This is a genomic window from Bradyrhizobium sp. 1200_D9_N1_1 (assembly GCF_052075915.1).
GTDB lineage: Bacteria > Pseudomonadota > Alphaproteobacteria > Rhizobiales > Xanthobacteraceae > Bradyrhizobium > Bradyrhizobium diazoefficiens.
This window is the reverse complement of sequence record NZ_CP197226.1, coordinates 1,320,245-1,335,327: the sequence shown is the minus strand read 5'-3', so window position 1 is coordinate 1,335,327 and position 15,083 is coordinate 1,320,245. Positions and strand designations below refer to the sequence as shown.

General features: G+C 64.8%; 17 protein-coding genes. 9 read left to right on the top strand and 8 right to left on the bottom strand.

All coding sequences use genetic code 11. The annotated features are described in order from the left end of the window. The first annotated feature begins 119 nt into the window (after positions 1–119). Together AB5K84_RS06370 and AB5K84_RS06365 are read left to right on the top strand one after the other, a co-directional pair. Positions 120–818, top strand: coding sequence for a helix-turn-helix transcriptional regulator (locus tag AB5K84_RS06370; RefSeq protein ID WP_011090575.1), 699 nt, complete (start codon positions 120–122; stop codon positions 816–818). A gap of 5 nt (positions 819–823) precedes the next feature. Next, positions 824–1,147 (top strand): YkgJ family cysteine cluster protein, encoded by a 324-nt coding sequence (locus AB5K84_RS06365; RefSeq protein WP_038966146.1) that lies wholly within the window; start codon positions 824–826, stop codon positions 1,145–1,147. Here AB5K84_RS06365 and AB5K84_RS06360 read toward each other — a convergent pair. Both AB5K84_RS06360 and AB5K84_RS06355 read right to left on the bottom strand, forming a co-directional pair. Continuing rightward, the gene (locus tag AB5K84_RS06360; protein WP_028173785.1) at positions 1,144–1,542 is read right to left on the bottom strand and encodes a hypothetical protein; all 399 of its coding nucleotides are present in this window, start codon (positions 1,540–1,542) and stop codon (positions 1,144–1,146) included. The genes AB5K84_RS06365 and AB5K84_RS06360 overlap by 4 nt on opposite strands. A 221-nt stretch (positions 1,543–1,763) precedes the next feature. Then, positions 1,764–2,111 (bottom strand): DUF3307 domain-containing protein, encoded by a 348-nt coding sequence (locus tag AB5K84_RS06355; protein ID WP_049832502.1) that lies wholly within the window; start codon positions 2,109–2,111, stop codon positions 1,764–1,766. 405 nt (positions 2,112–2,516) lie between these two features. Here AB5K84_RS06355 and AB5K84_RS06350 point away from each other — a divergent pair, with 405 nt between their 5' ends. From AB5K84_RS06350 to AB5K84_RS06335, 4 genes are all read left to right on the top strand, one after another. Further along, complete coding sequence (locus AB5K84_RS06350; protein WP_011090579.1) at positions 2,517–3,962, top strand: TAXI family TRAP transporter solute-binding subunit; 1,446 nt, start codon at positions 2,517–2,519, stop codon at positions 3,960–3,962. Positions 3,963–4,085: 123 nt separating this feature from the next. After that, on the top strand, positions 4,086–4,304 hold the full coding sequence (locus AB5K84_RS06345; protein WP_028173782.1) for a hypothetical protein: 219 nt from the start codon (positions 4,086–4,088) through the stop codon (positions 4,302–4,304). Between the two features lie 190 nt (positions 4,305–4,494). After that, positions 4,495–5,604 (top strand): cyclic nucleotide-gated ion channel, encoded by a 1,110-nt coding sequence (locus tag AB5K84_RS06340; RefSeq protein WP_011090580.1) that lies wholly within the window; start codon positions 4,495–4,497, stop codon positions 5,602–5,604. 12 nt (positions 5,605–5,616) lie between these two features. Further along, the gene (locus AB5K84_RS06335) at positions 5,617–6,402 is read left to right on the top strand and encodes an enoyl-CoA hydratase/isomerase family protein (RefSeq protein WP_011090581.1); all 786 of its coding nucleotides are present in this window, start codon (positions 5,617–5,619) and stop codon (positions 6,400–6,402) included. Here AB5K84_RS06335 and AB5K84_RS06330 read toward each other — a convergent pair whose 3' ends face one another. Both AB5K84_RS06330 and AB5K84_RS06325 read right to left on the bottom strand, forming a co-directional pair. Beyond that, positions 6,403–6,831 (bottom strand): DUF6157 family protein, encoded by a 429-nt coding sequence (locus AB5K84_RS06330; RefSeq protein WP_011090582.1) that lies wholly within the window; start codon positions 6,829–6,831, stop codon positions 6,403–6,405. 17 nt (positions 6,832–6,848) lie between these two features. Beyond that, the gene (locus AB5K84_RS06325; RefSeq protein ID WP_011090583.1) at positions 6,849–7,493 is read right to left on the bottom strand and encodes a glutathione S-transferase family protein; all 645 of its coding nucleotides are present in this window, start codon (positions 7,491–7,493) and stop codon (positions 6,849–6,851) included. 87 nt (positions 7,494–7,580) lie between these two features. Between AB5K84_RS06325 and AB5K84_RS06320 the strand changes: the two genes are divergently transcribed. Both AB5K84_RS06320 and AB5K84_RS06315 read left to right on the top strand, forming a co-directional pair. Beyond that, complete coding sequence (locus AB5K84_RS06320; protein ID WP_011090584.1) at positions 7,581–8,561, top strand: helix-turn-helix transcriptional regulator; 981 nt, start codon at positions 7,581–7,583, stop codon at positions 8,559–8,561. 136 nt (positions 8,562–8,697) lie between these two features. Then, on the top strand, positions 8,698–8,931 hold the full coding sequence (locus AB5K84_RS06315; RefSeq protein WP_027543365.1) for a hypothetical protein: 234 nt from the start codon (positions 8,698–8,700) through the stop codon (positions 8,929–8,931). Between the two features lie 56 nt (positions 8,932–8,987). On the opposite strand, the gene AB5K84_RS06310 is transcribed toward AB5K84_RS06315, so the two are convergent. The 4 genes from AB5K84_RS06310 to AB5K84_RS06295 all read right to left on the bottom strand — a co-directional run bounded on the left by AB5K84_RS06310 (position 8,988) and on the right by AB5K84_RS06295 (position 13,630). Next, complete coding sequence (locus tag AB5K84_RS06310) at positions 8,988–9,935, bottom strand: fatty acid desaturase (protein WP_011090585.1); 948 nt, start codon at positions 9,933–9,935, stop codon at positions 8,988–8,990. 15 nt (positions 9,936–9,950) lie between these two features. Next, entirely contained in the window at positions 9,951–10,967 is a 1,017-nt protein-coding gene (locus AB5K84_RS06305) for an alpha/beta fold hydrolase (protein ID WP_028173775.1), read from the bottom strand. 157 nt (positions 10,968–11,124) lie between these two features. Then, positions 11,125–11,928 (bottom strand): hypothetical protein, encoded by an 804-nt coding sequence (locus AB5K84_RS06300; RefSeq protein ID WP_011090587.1) that lies wholly within the window; start codon positions 11,926–11,928, stop codon positions 11,125–11,127. An 88-nt stretch (positions 11,929–12,016) separates the two neighbouring features. Further along, a complete protein-coding gene (locus AB5K84_RS06295) occupies positions 12,017–13,630 on the bottom strand; it encodes an acyl-CoA synthetase (RefSeq protein WP_011090588.1) in 1,614 nt (537 codons plus the stop codon). Between the two features lie 153 nt (positions 13,631–13,783). Between AB5K84_RS06295 and AB5K84_RS06290 the strand changes: the two genes are divergently transcribed. Then, complete coding sequence (locus AB5K84_RS06290) at positions 13,784–14,989, top strand: ABC transporter substrate-binding protein (protein WP_011090589.1); 1,206 nt, start codon at positions 13,784–13,786, stop codon at positions 14,987–14,989. Positions 14,990–15,083: the final 94 nt, after the last annotated feature.

Sequence of the window (15,083 nt, the reverse complement as noted above, 5' to 3'; positions counted from 1 at the left end):
AATCCTCTTCAGTCGATGTGTTGTCCCGGTATAGAACCCCCCTGCTGCCAACATCCTGTCAGCATCCACGCGCCGGATTTTGAGCGGGCTGCGGTCAGGAATTTGGAAAGAGAATTGTCATGAGACGCGCCGACCGGCTGTTTCAGATCATCCAGGTGCTGAGGCGCACGCGTAAGCCGCTGACGGCGGATGCGATTGCGGCCGAGCTCGAGACCTCCAAGCGCACGATCTATCGCGACATCGCGACACTGATCGGCCAGCGCGTGCCGATCCGCGGCGAAGCCGGCATGGGCTACATCCTGGAAAAGGGTTTTGACCTGCCGCCCCTGATGCTGACACCCGACGAGATCGAGGCGGCGGTGCTGGGCGCGCAATGGGTCGCGGGCCATGCCGATTCCACACTGGCGCGCGCGGCCGAAGATCTGATGGCGAAGATCGCCGACACCGTGCCTGAGCGCCTGCGCCCCTTCGTGCTGGAGCCCGCGAGCCGCGCGCGGCCAAGCTGGAACAGGGAGCCGGACCGCCTCGACATGGCGCGCACGCGCACCCAGATCCACGAAGGCAAGAAGATCATGCTGCGCTATCGCGACGAGCAGGGCCGCCCCAGCGAGCGCATGATCTGGCCGATCTCGGTCGGCTATCTCGAAGCCGTGCGCCTGCTCGCGGCCTGGTGCGAGCTGCGCAGCGACTTCCGCAGCTTCCGCACCGACCGCGTCGTGGAGGCGACCTATCTCGACGAGAAATATCCGGAGCGGCGCGACGTGCTGCGCGCAAAATGGCGGCAGAGCCTGGTCTGGGGCCCGCCAAAGGACACGTGACGACGATGGAAGAGCCATCCCCCATCGACCTGTCGAGCTGCTGCCAGAGCTGCGGCGCCTGCTGCGGCTATTCGGAGAACTGGCCCCGCTTCTCGATCGAGAGCGACGAGGAGCTTGCGGCGATCCCGGAGGCGCTCGTCAATGCGCGGCAGTCCGGCATGCGCTGCGAAGGCGATCGCTGCTCGGCGTTGCGTGGGGAGATCGGGAAAGAGACCGCCTGCGGCATCTACGCCGTGCGGCCGGAAGTCTGTCGCAGCTGCATGCCGGGCGACGCCGAATGCGCAATGGCGCGGCGGAAGTTCGGGCTGCCGATGATCGCGAACCCTTAGGCGGGGACAGCTTCGCTGATTTCGTCGTCGAGCTCGTCATCGAGCGGTGCAAGCACCGAGAGCGGCTTGGTCGACAGCGTGATCGGCTTGCGGCCACCCGACAGCGACGGCGAGGATTTGGCGACGCCTTCGCGCGACAGCGCGTAGAGCGTCGAGCCGACCCGGCCGCCGTTCTCGATCAGGTCGCGCTCGCTGCAGCTGCCCGCGATCGCGACCGCCAGCGAATGCAAATGGCTGCGGCGATAGCAGAACAGCGCCAGCTTCGCGCGTGCGTCAGGGGAAACACTCTCAACCAACCTCGGCAGGCCACTCTCGCTGGCGCGATACATCTCGCCAAGGAGCTCGTCGCGAACCGGGCAGAAATCGCTTTCAAAGGCGTCGCGGCTTGAAAACATTGCAGTTCTCCCTCGTGTGGGGAAGATGCAGCGCAATTCTCTAACGGAAGGTTAACCACCCCTGACGGTAGTCACCCGGGGTTCCTTGTGCGCTCCCCGCGAATCGGAAGGGGCGAGAATTGCCACTTGCCGTCATTCCGGGGCTCGCGAAGCGAGAACCCGGAATCTCGAGATTCCGGGTTCGGTCCTGCGGACCGCCCCGGAATGACGGGTGCAAGCAATCAGTTCGCCGCCATGAAGATGGAGAGGCCGAAGCCGGTCAGGTGATGGAGCGCCTGGTCGACGCCGATCAGGGTCCAGAACCAGGGGTGCGCAAGGTCGACCCCGAAATTGGCGGAGACGAACCCCTTGGCGCGGTCGATCGTGATGTGGATCACGAAATCGATGAAGGCCACGAACCAGAATTTCGGCGCGACGATCAGGATCAGCGGCAGCGCAACCGCAAGGTGAATCAGGCAATGCACCAGGAGCGGCAGGGCCCAGCCGTGCTTCTGGTCCTTGCCATGCGCCATCCAGGCGGTCTGCAGGACGAAATCAGCGATGATGTGCTTGAACGTGAGCAACAACATCCAGCCAATGAGCGCCTCAACCGGAACCGCCGATGACATGGGTGGAAACGACAAAGCTGACGCCCTCATTGAGGTGACAAGAAAAGATTGGAGCGTTCAGCGCAACTTCTTCTTGGACCGGTCAAATCGCCGGGACCTCTGATTTATGACACCTCCCGCACCGGAATGCAGCCGGGGGGAACCGGAAAATCGCCAACTGTGGCTAACTGGTGATAGGATGACCAATCGCCGCGTCGGCGTGGAGTAAGGTTACCTCCGGCTCGAAATTTGCATTCCGGTACCGGCAAGCTATCATTGGCGATAGAGAATATCGTTCTTTTTTCAGGCGTTTAAGAATTGCAGGGGCGCACGCAGCGATCGGATCCGCGAGCCGCCCGCGACCCAGAATAAGGCCAGAGTGCTGCCATGAGTACTGAAGGCCCGACCACATCGTCGGTCGAACCGCCGCCCCGGCGCCCCAAGGTAATCAAGACCAATCAGCAGCAGGTCCTGCTGTACGTCGTGCTGACCCTGCTGCTGTCGCTTGCCACCGTCTGGGCCGGCCGCGCGCTGGTGCACAATTCGGAGACGCTGACCTTTGCCGTCGGCGCACCCAACAGCGACGAGGCGCTGTTCGCGGTCAAGCTCGCCGCACTCCTGAAGAACAACGCCTCGCGCTTCCGCATCAAGATCGTCAACAACCCTGACAATGCCAAGGCGCTTGCCCAGTTCGACCGCAAGCAGGCCGACCTCGCCGTGCTGCGCACCGACGCCAAGGTCCCGCTGCGGGCGCGCACGCTCGCGATCCTCGAGCACGACCTCGTGCTCCTGCTTGGACCCGGCAACAAGAAGATCAAGTCGCTTGCCGAGCTGAAGAAGAAGAAGGTCGCAGTCCTCGCCGAGAACGAGTCCTCGCTTGCCTTCGTCCGCGGCATCCTCGACATCCCCGACGGTCCGGACGCCGCCAGGATACAGATGGCGCCGCAGGGCGCAACACTCGACAAGCTGCTTGCGCCGGGAAACGGCTTCGGTGCGGTGATCGCCATCGTCCACGCCTCGAAAGCGGTGCGGGACAAGGCCTATGAGCAGGTCGCCAAACGCGGCGGCTTCACGCTCAACGCAATCGACGAGACCAAGGCGCTGGCGCGCAAATTCCCCGGCATTGCAGACGAGACGCTGACGGCAGGGACGCTGTCGGTCTCGCCTGAAATTCCCGACGACGATCTCGAAACGATCGGGCTGGAATGGCTGCTGGTCGCGCAATCCAGGATGTCGGCGGCCACGGCGGGCGAACTCGCGCGCACCGTCTACGAGAACAAGTCGGCCCTCGGGCTCGACAGCGGCTTCGCCAGCAGGATCGAGCCGGCCTCGGTCGAGAAGGACGCCTATGTGATGGCGCATCAGGGCGCGGCCGATTACATCAACGACGACACCAAGTCGTTCATGGATAAATACAGCGACCTGATGTATCTCGGCGCCGCGGCGCTCAGCGTCATCGGCTCGATCTTCGCCGCCATCTACGCCAAGATCACCCGGATCGCACCGGAGAAGGCCAGCGAGCTCTCCACCGCCATCCTCGACATCGGCGAGCGCATCGAGCACGCCCACTCGCTGGATCAGCTCGAATGTCTCCAGGACGAGCTGGAAGGTATCCTGCGCGGCGCGGTCATCGGCCTCCGGGACGGCACGATCAGTACCGACGGGCTCGACACCTTCAAGCTCGGCTACGAATTCGTCCGCGACGAGATCGGCATGCGTCGCGACTACCTGAAGCGCCATGCGGGCGAGATCGATGAAACCGCCCCGGATGCCGGCCCTCCCCAGCACGACGACAGCAACGTTGTGGTGGTCAAGACCGCGCAGAGCGCTTGACCCGCCCATCTGGCACTCTCGGGGCAGGGCGGGCGGACGTCTTCCGGGAGGATCAACCGCCGGAACTCGGGAACCCTCCCCATCCGCAACCATTGGTTTCCGGATACAACCGGAGAACGCGCCATGCGTACACTCCTCATGATCTTCCTCGTGGGAATGCTGGCAGCGGTTGGCTATTTCGCTTATTCCGCGATGGCGGTCGAAGGCGAGCCGATCCCGACGGAAGGCTATGTGGCTCTCGCGCTGGGGGCGGGATTTTCCGTCGTCGTGGGCATCGGCCTGATGGTCCTGCTGTTCTTCAGCAGCCGCCGCGGCTACGACGAGCCGCCGCATTTCAGGTAGCGGCGGGACCGGCTGCCGCCCCCCGCCTTCGTCTTCCCATTTGCCGCGGCCCGCGCCCGTCGTTGACGGCCTCGGCCCGGGCAGGCACTTTGACACCGAGGTCCCAGCCGGGACCGCAAAAGCCAAGACTGCTGAAGCGAAGACCGCTAAAGCCAAGACCGCTAAAGCCAAGACCGAGCCACCTTCCCGCATGTTCAAGCCGCTGATCTCCGCTCTGGCCCAGTTCGTGGCCGCCACGGCCGGCCGCAACATGACCAAGGCGGCCTATGTTGCGGTCGGCGTCGGCCTGCTCAGCATGGTGCTGCTGACGGTTGGCCCGGCCTATGAGACGGCGCCCCGCTGGGTCGATGCCCTGCTCTGGGCCTGCCTCGCCTATTTCGTGTTCGAATGGGTCGTCCGGCTGCGCCACATGAGGCGAACCGAGCGCCTTGCGCTCTACATGTCCTCCTCCGCCGGCATCGTCGATGCGATCGGAGCGCTGGCCGTGCCGGTCGCGCTGGTTCTCGGCGTCGAGCTTCGGACGGCCTGGCTGCTCAGCGTGCTCTGGGTGCTGAAGGTGGTGCCGGGCATTCCGGGCCTGCGCCAGCTCCGCCGCGTCCTGGTGCTGGAATCGGGACCGCTGGTCAGCGTGCTCGTGATCTTCCTGATGGTGGTTTTCCTCGCCTCCGTCGCCGAATATTTCCTGGAGCGGGACGTGCAGCCTCAGACCTTCGGCAGCGTGCCGGCGGCGCTGTGGTGGGCGGTGGTCACCTTGACGACGACCGGCTATGGCGACGTCGTGCCGGTGACGCCTCTGGGGCGCATGGTGGCGGCGCTGGTGATGATCTCCGGCCTCGGCGTGTTCGGTCTCTGGACCGGTATCCTGGCAACCGGCTTTGCCGCGGAGACCCGGCGCGACAATTTCCTCAAGACCTGGGAATCCGTCAGCAAGGTGCCGTTCTTTGCGGCGCTTGGCCCGGCGGCCATCGCCGACGTCACCCATATGCTGCGGACCATGGAGCTGCCGGCGCGCACCATGATCATCCGCAAGGGCACGCAGGGCGACTGCATGTATTTTATCGCTGCCGGCGCGGTCGAGGTCGACCTGCCCGGCAAGAAGGTTCAGCTCGGCGAAGGCGCCTTCTTCGGCGAGATGGCGCTGCTCGGCAACAACATGCGCGGCGCCAACGTCTCGACCACGAAGGTGTCGCGGCTCCTGGTGCTCGATCTCGTCGATTTCCGCGTGCTGATGGCGCGGCATCCCGACCTCGCCGAGACCATCGACGCCGAGGCGAAACGGCGCACGCTCGAAAACAGGTAAAGGGAGACAAGAATGTCGGATATAGCCGACGCAGCCTCTGGCCCCGTGCTCGAACGCGACGGCGCGCGGGCCACCATCCGCCTCAATCGTCCCAAGCATCTCAACCGGCTCCAGGCCGAAGATCTCGGCGAACTCGTCAAACTGTTCGACCGGATCGAGGCTGATCCCGCGATCCGCGTGCTGGTGCTGACCGGCACCGGGCGCGCCTTTTCGGCGGGCTATGATCTGAATTCGGTCGCCGAGCGCGCGGTGAGCGCAAGCGAGCAGCAGAGCGCGGGCTCGGCCTTCGAAGCGGTCGTCAACCGGCTGGAGGATCTCGGCGTGCCGACCATCTGCCGGCTCAATGGCGGCGTCTATGGCGGCTCGACGGACCTCGCGCTCGCCTGCGATTTCCGCATCGGCGTCGACACCGCCGAGATGTTCATGCCGGCGGCGCGGCTCGGGCTGCACTATTACCGGAGCGGCATCAAACGCTACGTGACGCGGCTCGGCGTCGACAATGCGAAGAGGCTGTTTTTGACCGCGCAAAAGATCAGCGCGCCGGAGATGCTGCGGATCGGCTATCTCACCGCCATGGTGGCGGTGGAATTCCTCGACGAGGAGGTCGACAAGCTTGCCGGCGTCCTCGCCGGCAACGCGCCACAGGCGATGCGCGGCATGAAGCGCGCCATCAACGAATTCGCCCGCGGCGAATTGGATGAACAAGCCGCCGACCAGCGCCACCGCGACAGCATGCGCGGCGACGAGATCAAGGAAGGCATCAAGGCGTTCGCGGAAAAGCGGCCGCCAAAATTCTGATCACGCCCGCTTCGACCGCATCGCGCGCACCTGCGTGAGCTTGGGATCGCGGACGAGCGCCTGGTAGCGTTTGCTGTCGACGGCGTAAATCGCGATCCGGCCCTCACTGTCGGCATGAACGCCCCAGCCAAAACGCTTGCCCAGGCTCGACGCCCTCATGCACGCCTGCCCCCGGGAGAAGAACGCTTCACGGGCCGCACGCTTCTCCGTCTTCGTCGCCTTCACATCGAGCTCGCGTCCCGGCGCAGACGTCGCGAAGATCACGTCGTCGGACGTGTGTTTGTAGGGTGCCTTGGCGATCATCTCGTATTGCAGGGACGCCACCGTCGGCTTTCCCGCGCGCAGCGGCGGCTCCTCGCCAGTATGCGCCGGACAGTCTTCAGCGACCCGGATGAAGGTGTTGAAGCAATTGGTCGTGTGAATTGTCATCTGCAACCCTGGATCATTCAACCGACAGCAGCCGCAGCATGCTGCGCCGCCATCTCGTCATCCGCCGCATTGATCCGCTGGAACGCGGGCCGTGACGTCATCCGCTCGGCATAGCGGACGAAGACGTCCTTTTTCGGCACGATGCCGAACATCATCGTCCAGCTGAACGCGACGCCCCATAGCACGTCTGCTGCTGTCATGCGCTCGCCGAGCAGATACGGCCCCTTCGACAATTGCGCCTCGAGCGCACCCAGCATGGTGTCGTAATCGGCATAGGGCGACTGCGTGATCGGTGCCGGCTCGCGCTGCATGAACTTGTCGATTAAAGCCGGCTCGAACGATGCGCCGTAATAGGCGATCCAGCGCAGATAGGGGCCGCGCAGCGGATCGTCCAGCGCGGGCGTCAATCCCGCCTGCGGAAACAGGTCGCCGAGATAAATGGTGATGGCGACCTGCTCGGTCACCAGCGCATCGCCGTGGCGGATCGCCGGCACCTTGCCGAGCGGGTTGATCGCGAGATAGGCGCCCTGCCGCTGCTCGCCGGCCTTCATGTTGAGGACATGGAGATCGTAGGGCGCCCCCAACTCCTCCAGCAGCACCCGCGTGCCGGTGGCGCGGCTTTGCGGCGAGTAATACAGCGTGATGCGGTTCGGATCGGTCATGGCAGGTCTCCTCGGGCGCCGTCTGGCGATGCGCACCTTGTAGCGGACCATACCTGACATCCTGTGTCAGGTATGGTTTAAGGGGTCATGCGCGCGAGCCGGATGCTGTCGATCCTCACCACCCTCCAGGCCAGGGGGCAAGTCACCGCGCCCGAGCTCGCGCAAGCCTGCGAGGTGTCGGTGCGCACGATCTATCGCGACATCGACGCGCTCGCGGCATCGGGCGTCCCTGTTTATGCCGACCGCGGCGCGGAGGGCGGCTACCGCCTGCTCGACGGCTATCGCGTGCGGCTGAACGGCCTGTCGCAGAACGAGGCGGAAGCGCTGTTCCTGACCGGTTTGCCGGGGCCGGCGGCAGCACTCGGGCTGGATGCGGCAATGATCGCCGCGCAGAACAAGCTGATGGCGGCACTGCCCGCCAACCTGCGCGCGGACGCCGGGCGGATGCAGGAGCGTTTTCACCTGGACGCTCCCGGCTGGTTCGGCGAGGCGGAAGAACCAAAGCACCTGCGCACGATTGCCGGTGCGGCCCTGCGCGGGACGCTGATCAAGATCCGCTACCAGAGCTGGCGCGCCGAAAAGCAGCGCCGCGTGGCGCCGCTCGGGCTCGTGCTGAAGGGCGGCGGCTGGTATCTCGCAGGGCAGGTCGACGGCAGCGTGCGCACCTATCGTGTCGCGCGCGTGCTCGATTGCACGGCGCTCGACGAGCGCTTCGATCGTCCCGCCGATTTCGATCTCGCCGCCTATTGGCAGGCCGCCACGCTGCGCCTCGAGGCCGAGATGCATCCGAATGTCGCGATCGTGCGGCTGTCGCCGTTCGGCGTGAAACTGCTCGACGCGCTGAGCCAGCCTTACGTCCGGGCGCGCACGCAGATCGAGGACGCTGCCGACGCGGACGGCTGGCGCATCGCCAGAGTGCCGACCGGCAAGACGTCATGGCACGCCGCGGCCGAATTGCTGCGGCTCGGTCCCGAGGCCGAGGTGCTGGAGCCTGCCGATCTCCGCGAGAAGATGGCCGAGCTGACGCAGGCCATGGCCGCGCGCTATCGCGCGGCGCGGAAAGCATGACGGCGGCGCGCCTCGCCGCAGTCGACGAAACAATCCTGAAACACGATTCTCCCCTCGCCCCGTGAACGCATTCGCGTTTCGACCCGACCGAGATGCAGGGACACAACAACGGCCTCGCGCCAACTGGAGAATGAAGATGTTTCGTAAGCTTGCACTCGGTCTGATCGCTGCCGGCTCGCTCGGCGTTGCCGCTCTCGCCCCCACCGCCGCTTCGGCCCACGGCTTCCACCATCACTGGGGTCCCGGCTGGGGCTTTGGCGGAATCTACGTCAACACCGGCGTCAACAACTGCTACCAGGAGCGCGTCGTCCAGACCCGCCACGGACTGCGCGTCCGCGTCGTGAATGTCTGCGCCTACGGAATCTACTGATATCTCGCGCCGTCGACAAAGCCCCGATCGCTCCGCGATCGGGGTTTTGCATTTGCCTAGCCGGCCTGCCGGTGCCGGCGAAACCAGGCCCAGGTCTCGCGCGTCGTCGCGATATAGCCGCGGCCGCGATGGACGATCTCGCCGTCGACGATCTCGTTCAGCTTCGGCAGCGCGTGGAAGGGTATGGAGGGATAGGCGTGATGCTCGACGTGGTAAGGCATGTTCCACGCGAACCATTTGACGAGCGCGCCGGTGTAGGTGGTGCGCGTGTTCTGGAAGGCGCTGCGGGTGCGGTCGCAGCCGGTGTGCTCGGCATAGAGATAGGGCCGCAGGAAGAACTGCCCGATGACAAGCGGCACGATCCAGACCCAGAGCAGCAGCGCCGAGGAGAACCACAGCGAGAGCGCGAGCAGCAGCGCATAGAGCGCAGCATAGGCGCGCGCCTCGCGCACGATGATGGCGCGCTTGTTTTCGGGAATCCAGGGCACCGTGACCTTGCCGGTCACGGCGTGGCCGAGCATCAGCCAGAGGCGGCCGGCGACCTGGAGCAGGCCGCTATAAGCGAGCGCCAGCTGCGTATCGGATTTCGGCTTCACGCCGACGATCAGCTCCGGGTCCTTCTCAGGATCCTGGGTGTAGCGGTGATGGTCCCAGTGAAACAGGCAGTAATATTCGTAAGGTTGTCCGATGATGAAGCCCGAAGGATAGCCGACCGCAAGGTTGAGGCCACGGCTCCTGAACGCGGTCTTGTGCGCGGTCTCGTGCAACGCCATGAACAGGAAGGCGACGAAATAGCCCTGCACCGCCATCAGCGGCAGGGCCCATAACACGCCCCAGGCCGAAGAGACCTTCCAGACCAGCGCGCCGACCAGCACGACCAGGCCGTAATGGCTGAGGCTTTTCGCGGTCCCCCTGAGATCGGAGCGCACCGACAATTCACGCAGCATCGCCGGCGTGAGCGGCTTCAGGCGGTGGCCCGGCTCTGAAACGGTTGCGTCAGTCATGATCGGATGCCTGTCTTACTTGCTGAGGAGCTGTGCGATCTCGGCCCTGATGAAGGCCTGGTCGGGTGGATTGTTGACGGGATTTCCGGCGCGATGGCCGTGCAGCGACGGGATCGGATGCAGCACCGCCGATTTTGCGTTGACCAGCCGACCGAGTTCGTCCTCGTTGTCGCGGACGTCGAAATAGCGGTCGGTGGCGCCCGGCATCAGCAGCATGTGCGCCTTGATCGCGGCGAGCGCCCGATCGAGATCGCCGCCGAATGCGGCGCAGCGGCTGATATCGCCGCTCTGCCAGATGCCAATCTGCGCCAGCAGGTCGTTGGCATCGCGCCGCGCGAACGTCGCGTCCCAGCCACGGACGAGATAGTCCTCAAGCGAGCTGAAACCGGCCTCGCGCCAGAGCTCGTCGCGATAGAAGCCGTGCGACATCGCCCAGCCGGCATAGACGCGCCCCATGGCGCGGTAGCCGACGGTGGGCTTCTCGACGAAACGGCCGTTACGGAAGGCGGGATCGCCGGTCAGCGCGGCCTTCACGCTTTCGAGGAAAACATGATTATAGGGCGCGCAGCGCGCACTGCCGCAGACCACCGCGGCGCGCTCGACCATATCGGGATGAGATGCCGCCCAGTGATAGGCCTGCATGCCGCCCATCGACCAGCCATAGACCAGCGCGAGCTTCGAGATGCCGAAGCGCCCGGTGAGAAGGCGATGCTGGACCGCGATGGCGTCGTGGTAGGTCGGCTCGGGGAACGGGCCAGCCGTGTTCGAGGGCGAGGACGACAGGCCGTTGCCGAACAGATTCGGGATGATGATGAAGTAGCGTTCGGGATCGAGCACGCCGCCGGACCCGATCAGCCATTCGGTGTCGTAATGCTGCGCGCTGAACGAGGTCGGGTAGAGGATGACGTTGTCTTTGGCCGGGCTCAGCGTGCCGTACGTCTTGTAGGCGAGCGTCATCGAGGGGAAGATGGCCCCGGACTGGAGCGTGACGTCGCCGGCCTCGAAGGTCTCATAGTCGCGCTGCGCCGTCATGCGTTCAACTCCGCTCACGCGGTCGCAGAACGCGCCGCTGAAATGGCGATGCATCGATCATGCCGGGCCGCTCACGCATCATTGCGTCACGCTTAATAACTGTACGAATAGTACATATATTAGCAGGTGGCAAGATGTATCTGTCCGGTTCGCCGGCTCAAGCGATGGCCGCCAGATAGCGCGCGACCGACGCCGCGAATGCGGCCTTGGCCCCCGCGGCGATGTTGCGCCCCCACCAGGCGCCATAAATGCGGTCGAAGGCGAACGGCTCGACAACGCCGGCGATCCGCCGCACCGCGGTGGCATTGAGCGGCATGTAGTTCGGATAGGAATACATGAAGCTGACGAAGCGGCGGTCCATCGTCACCTGCGCGATGTCGCCGGTGAGCAGCGCGCCCCTGCCGTCCGCGCCCTGCCGCCAGTGCAGCATGGTGGCGCCGGCGAAATGGCCGCCGCTGCGCAGCAGCACCACGTCGTCGGAGATGCGATGGCTGTCGCCGGTCCAGTGCACGATCGAGGCATGCGGCCGCGTCACCCATTGGCGGTCATCCGCGTGCAGAAAGACCGGGATGCCGCCGAAAGCCTCGCTCCAGTCGGCGAGCGCGCCATAATAATGCGGATGTGAGATCGCGATTGCCTGCAGTCCGCCGAGCGAGCGGACCTGCGCGATCGCCTCCGGCGTTGCCAACGGCACGCAGTCCCACATCACGCAGCCGTCTGCGAGCGGCACGAGCAAGGCGCGCTGGCCGATGGCGAAGCTCGGCTCGAGTGCAAGACCGGTCAGGCCGAGATCGTCGCGACAGATCATGCGATGGCTTTCCGCCAACGCCTCGCGGGTGAGGAAGGTCTGCCCTTTCCAGTTCACGAATTGCCGTTCGTCCTCGCAGATCGGACAGGACGCAGGAGGTCTTTCGCTGGCCGGGAATTGCGCGCCGCAGGTTTCGCAGGTCCAGAGGGACATGGCTCGTGATCCAGGATGTGACGCTTCAAATATGGACAGGCGCGCGTCGACGGCAAGAGCGCTGCAAGCGGGAAAGGCGAACGACGCCTCACGTCCCGAAATTCTTCTGGATCGCCTTGTCGAGCGTCTCGCCGCCGACGAAGCGCTGGCGCAGCTCGCGCTTGAGCAGCTTGCCGCTCGGATTCTTCGGCAGGCTATCGACGAAGATGACCCGCTTGGGCACCTTGAAATGCGCCATCTGGCCGGCGCAGTGCTTGATGACGGATTCTTCGTCGAGCGTCTCGCCGCTCTTGACCACGACGATCGCGGTGACCGCCTCGATCCAGCGCGGATCGGGCAGCCCGACGACGGCAACCTCCGACACCGCCGGGATACGATACACCATCTCCTCGACCTCGCGGCTCGCGACGTTCTCGCCGCCGGTCTTGATCATGTCCTTGACGCGGTCGACCACGGTGATGTGACCCTCGCCATCGACGGTAGCGAGATCGCCGGAGTGAAACCAGCCGCCGGAGAACGCGGCCGCCGTCTTGACGGGATCGTTGTAATAGCCGGACAACAGGTGCGGCGAGCGGTGCACGATCTCGCCGACCTCGCCGACCTTGACGTCCTCCATCGCCGTATTGACCACGCGCGTCTCGACGTTCAGCACCGGCTTGCCGGCCGAGCCGGCCTTGCGCAGCTGGTCCTCGGGCCGCAGCACGGTCGCGAGCGGCGCGATCTCGGTCTGGCCGTAGAAGTTCCAGAATTTAACGGCGGGCAGACGGCGCTGAAGCTCGAGCAAGACTTCCACCGGCATGATCGAGGCGCCGTAATAGCCCTTCTGCAAGGTCGACAGGTCGGTCTTGTCGAAATTGGGTGAGCGCAGCATCGCGATCCAGATCGTTGGCGGCGCGAAAAACGACGTGATCCTGTGCGCCTGGATCAGCGCCAGGATGTTGTCGGCAGTAGGCTTTCTCGTGATCACGCCGGAGGCGCCGAGATAGACTTGCGGGCCAAGGAACACGTCGAGCTGGGCGCAATGATAGAGCGGCAGCGCGTGCAGGAATTTATCGTCCACACTCATGCCGCCGTCGATGATGCAGCTGACATACTGCCACATCACGGCTTCATGGGTCAGCATCGCCCCTTTGGGCAGCGACTCCGTACCGCTGGTGTAGACGATCTGCGCGAGGTCGCGGCTGTCGACGGACGCCTCCAGGAACGAGCCGTCGGCATGAAGCAGATCGTCGAAGGTGGTGAGGCCGGCGGGCGCGGTGGCGGGATCCTCGCCCGGGAGCCAGATCATCTTCTCGACCGCACAGTCCTTGGCCGAGGCCGCTCGCGCGGGCTCGACGAAATCAGGCCCGGTCGCAAGCAGCTTTGCGCCGGAGCTCTTCAGGATGAAATTGATCTCATCCGGATTGAGCATGAAGTTGATCGGCACCAGCACCGCGCCGATCCGCGCCACTGCGAAGCGGAGCGCGGCAAAGGCATGGGAGTTGCGCGAGAGCACGGCGAGACGATCGCCCTTTTTGACGCCGAGGCCGAGCAGGCCGCGGCCGAACCGGTTGCAGATCGCGTCCATCTCGGCGAACGTCCAGCTCACGCCGCCGCAGCTTATCGCGAGCTTACCCGGATCGCGGCCCGCCGAACGGCGCAGGAGATCGCCGATGGAATGCTCGCGCGCTTTCGAGATGGTGGCTGCGGTGTCGCTGGACATTTCTATTCCCCAAGATTTGCAATTTGCGCGAAGCGTAGTCGGCGCTGTCGACTGCGTCAAATTGCCTGCGCGCCGGCGTCATGACGCAAGAATTGCCCCTTCGCCGGGGCAATCTAATCTGGCGCGCCAACTACAAAGATCGGGGGAAATGTCATGTATCGGATCGCACGCGCCGCCCTTGCGGCCGGGCTGTTGTCTGCGCTTTTCATCAATCCGTCGCCCGCCCAGCAGACCCCGCTCAAGATCGGCGTGCTCTCCGACTTCTCCTCGGTCTATTCCGACATCGGCGGTATGGGGAACGTCGAGGCCACCAGGATGGCCATCGAGGATTTTGGCGGGCAGATGTTCGGCAAGCCGATCGACATGGTCTCGGCCGACGTGCTCAACAAGCCCGACGTCGCCTCCACCATCGCCCGCAAATGGTGGGAGACCGAGGGCGTCGACATGATCATCGACCTGCCGACCTCGGCCACCGCGCTCGCCGTGATGGAGCTGTCGAAGCAGTACGAGAAGATCATGATCGTGACGGATGCGGCGAGCTCCGACATCACCGGAAAATCCTGCTCGCCCTACACCGCGCACTGGACCTACGACACCTATGCCAACGCCCACACCGTCGGCAGCGCCATCGTCAAGAACGGCGGCGACACCTGGTTCTTCCTCACCGCCGACTACGTGTTCGGCCATTCGGTCGAGCGCGACACCGGCGACGTGGTGAAGGCCGCCGGCGGCAAGGTGCTCGGCAGCGTCAAGCATCCGCTCAACACCGCCGACTTCTCGTCCTTCCTGCTCCAGGCCCAGGCCTCCAAGGCCAAGATCATCGGGCTTGCCAATGGCGGCGGCGACACCATCAACGCGATCAAGCAGGCCGGCGAGTTCGGCATCGTCGCCGGCGGCCAGAACCTGGCGGCGATCGTGATGTTCATCTCCGACGTGCACAGCCTGGGGCTGAAGCTCGCGCAGGGGCTGATCATCACCGAGGCCTATTACTGGGACCTCAACGACAAGACCCGTGCCTTCGGCAAGCGCTTCCTGGAGCGCGTCAAGCGGATGCCGACGATGAACCAGGCCGCGACCTACAGCGCGACGCTGCATTACCTCAAGGCCGTGCAGGCCGCCGGCACCAGGGACACCAAGACCGTGATGGCCAAGATGCGCGAGCTGCCGGTGAGGGATGCCTTCACCGACAACGGCAGCTTGCGCGAGGACGGCCGCATGGTCCACAGCATGTACCTGTTCCAGGTGAAGAAGCCCGAGGAATCCAGGGGTCCGTGGGACTATTACAAGCTGCTCGCCGAAGTCCCGGCCGATCAGGCCTTCCGGCCGCTGAAGGACGGCGGCTGCCCGCTGCTGAAGTAGCGCTTTGCGCGCATCGGGGACCTGCCTTCCGTCGCGGGGCGGGCCCACGACATTGCATTGCACGGAAAAAACGAGCGAGCGCTCTCTCAGAAAA

Coding starts and splice junctions, on each gene's coding strand:
- AB5K84_RS06340 (WP_011090580.1), top strand. CDS start 4,495: ATGTTCAAGCCGCTGATCTCCGCTCTGGCCCAGTTCGTGGCCGCCACG.
- AB5K84_RS06370 (WP_011090575.1), top strand. CDS start 120: ATGAGACGCGCCGACCGGCTGTTTCAGATCATCCAGGTGCTGAGGCGC.
- AB5K84_RS06350 (WP_011090579.1), top strand. CDS start 2,517: ATGAGTACTGAAGGCCCGACCACATCGTCGGTCGAACCGCCGCCCCGG.
- AB5K84_RS06315 (WP_027543365.1), top strand. CDS start 8,698: ATGTTTCGTAAGCTTGCACTCGGTCTGATCGCTGCCGGCTCGCTCGGC.
- AB5K84_RS06335 (WP_011090581.1), top strand. CDS start 5,617: ATGTCGGATATAGCCGACGCAGCCTCTGGCCCCGTGCTCGAACGCGAC.
- AB5K84_RS06365 (WP_038966146.1), top strand. CDS start 824: ATGGAAGAGCCATCCCCCATCGACCTGTCGAGCTGCTGCCAGAGCTGC.
- AB5K84_RS06355 (WP_049832502.1), bottom strand. CDS start 2,111: ATGTTGTTGCTCACGTTCAAGCACATCATCGCTGATTTCGTCCTGCAG.
- AB5K84_RS06300 (WP_011090587.1), bottom strand. CDS start 11,928: ATGTCCCTCTGGACCTGCGAAACCTGCGGCGCGCAATTCCCGGCCAGC.
- AB5K84_RS06290 (WP_011090589.1), top strand. CDS start 13,784: ATGTATCGGATCGCACGCGCCGCCCTTGCGGCCGGGCTGTTGTCTGCG.
- AB5K84_RS06305 (WP_028173775.1), bottom strand. CDS start 10,967: ATGACGGCGCAGCGCGACTATGAGACCTTCGAGGCCGGCGACGTCACG.
- AB5K84_RS06330 (WP_011090582.1), bottom strand. CDS start 6,831: ATGACAATTCACACGACCAATTGCTTCAACACCTTCATCCGGGTCGCT.
- AB5K84_RS06320 (WP_011090584.1), top strand. CDS start 7,581: ATGCGCGCGAGCCGGATGCTGTCGATCCTCACCACCCTCCAGGCCAGG.
- AB5K84_RS06295 (WP_011090588.1), bottom strand. CDS start 13,630: ATGTCCAGCGACACCGCAGCCACCATCTCGAAAGCGCGCGAGCATTCC.
- AB5K84_RS06325 (WP_011090583.1), bottom strand. CDS start 7,493: ATGACCGATCCGAACCGCATCACGCTGTATTACTCGCCGCAAAGCCGC.
- AB5K84_RS06360 (WP_028173785.1), bottom strand. CDS start 1,542: ATGTTTTCAAGCCGCGACGCCTTTGAAAGCGATTTCTGCCCGGTTCGC.
- AB5K84_RS06345 (WP_028173782.1), top strand. CDS start 4,086: ATGCGTACACTCCTCATGATCTTCCTCGTGGGAATGCTGGCAGCGGTT.
- AB5K84_RS06310 (WP_011090585.1), bottom strand. CDS start 9,935: ATGACTGACGCAACCGTTTCAGAGCCGGGCCACCGCCTGAAGCCGCTC.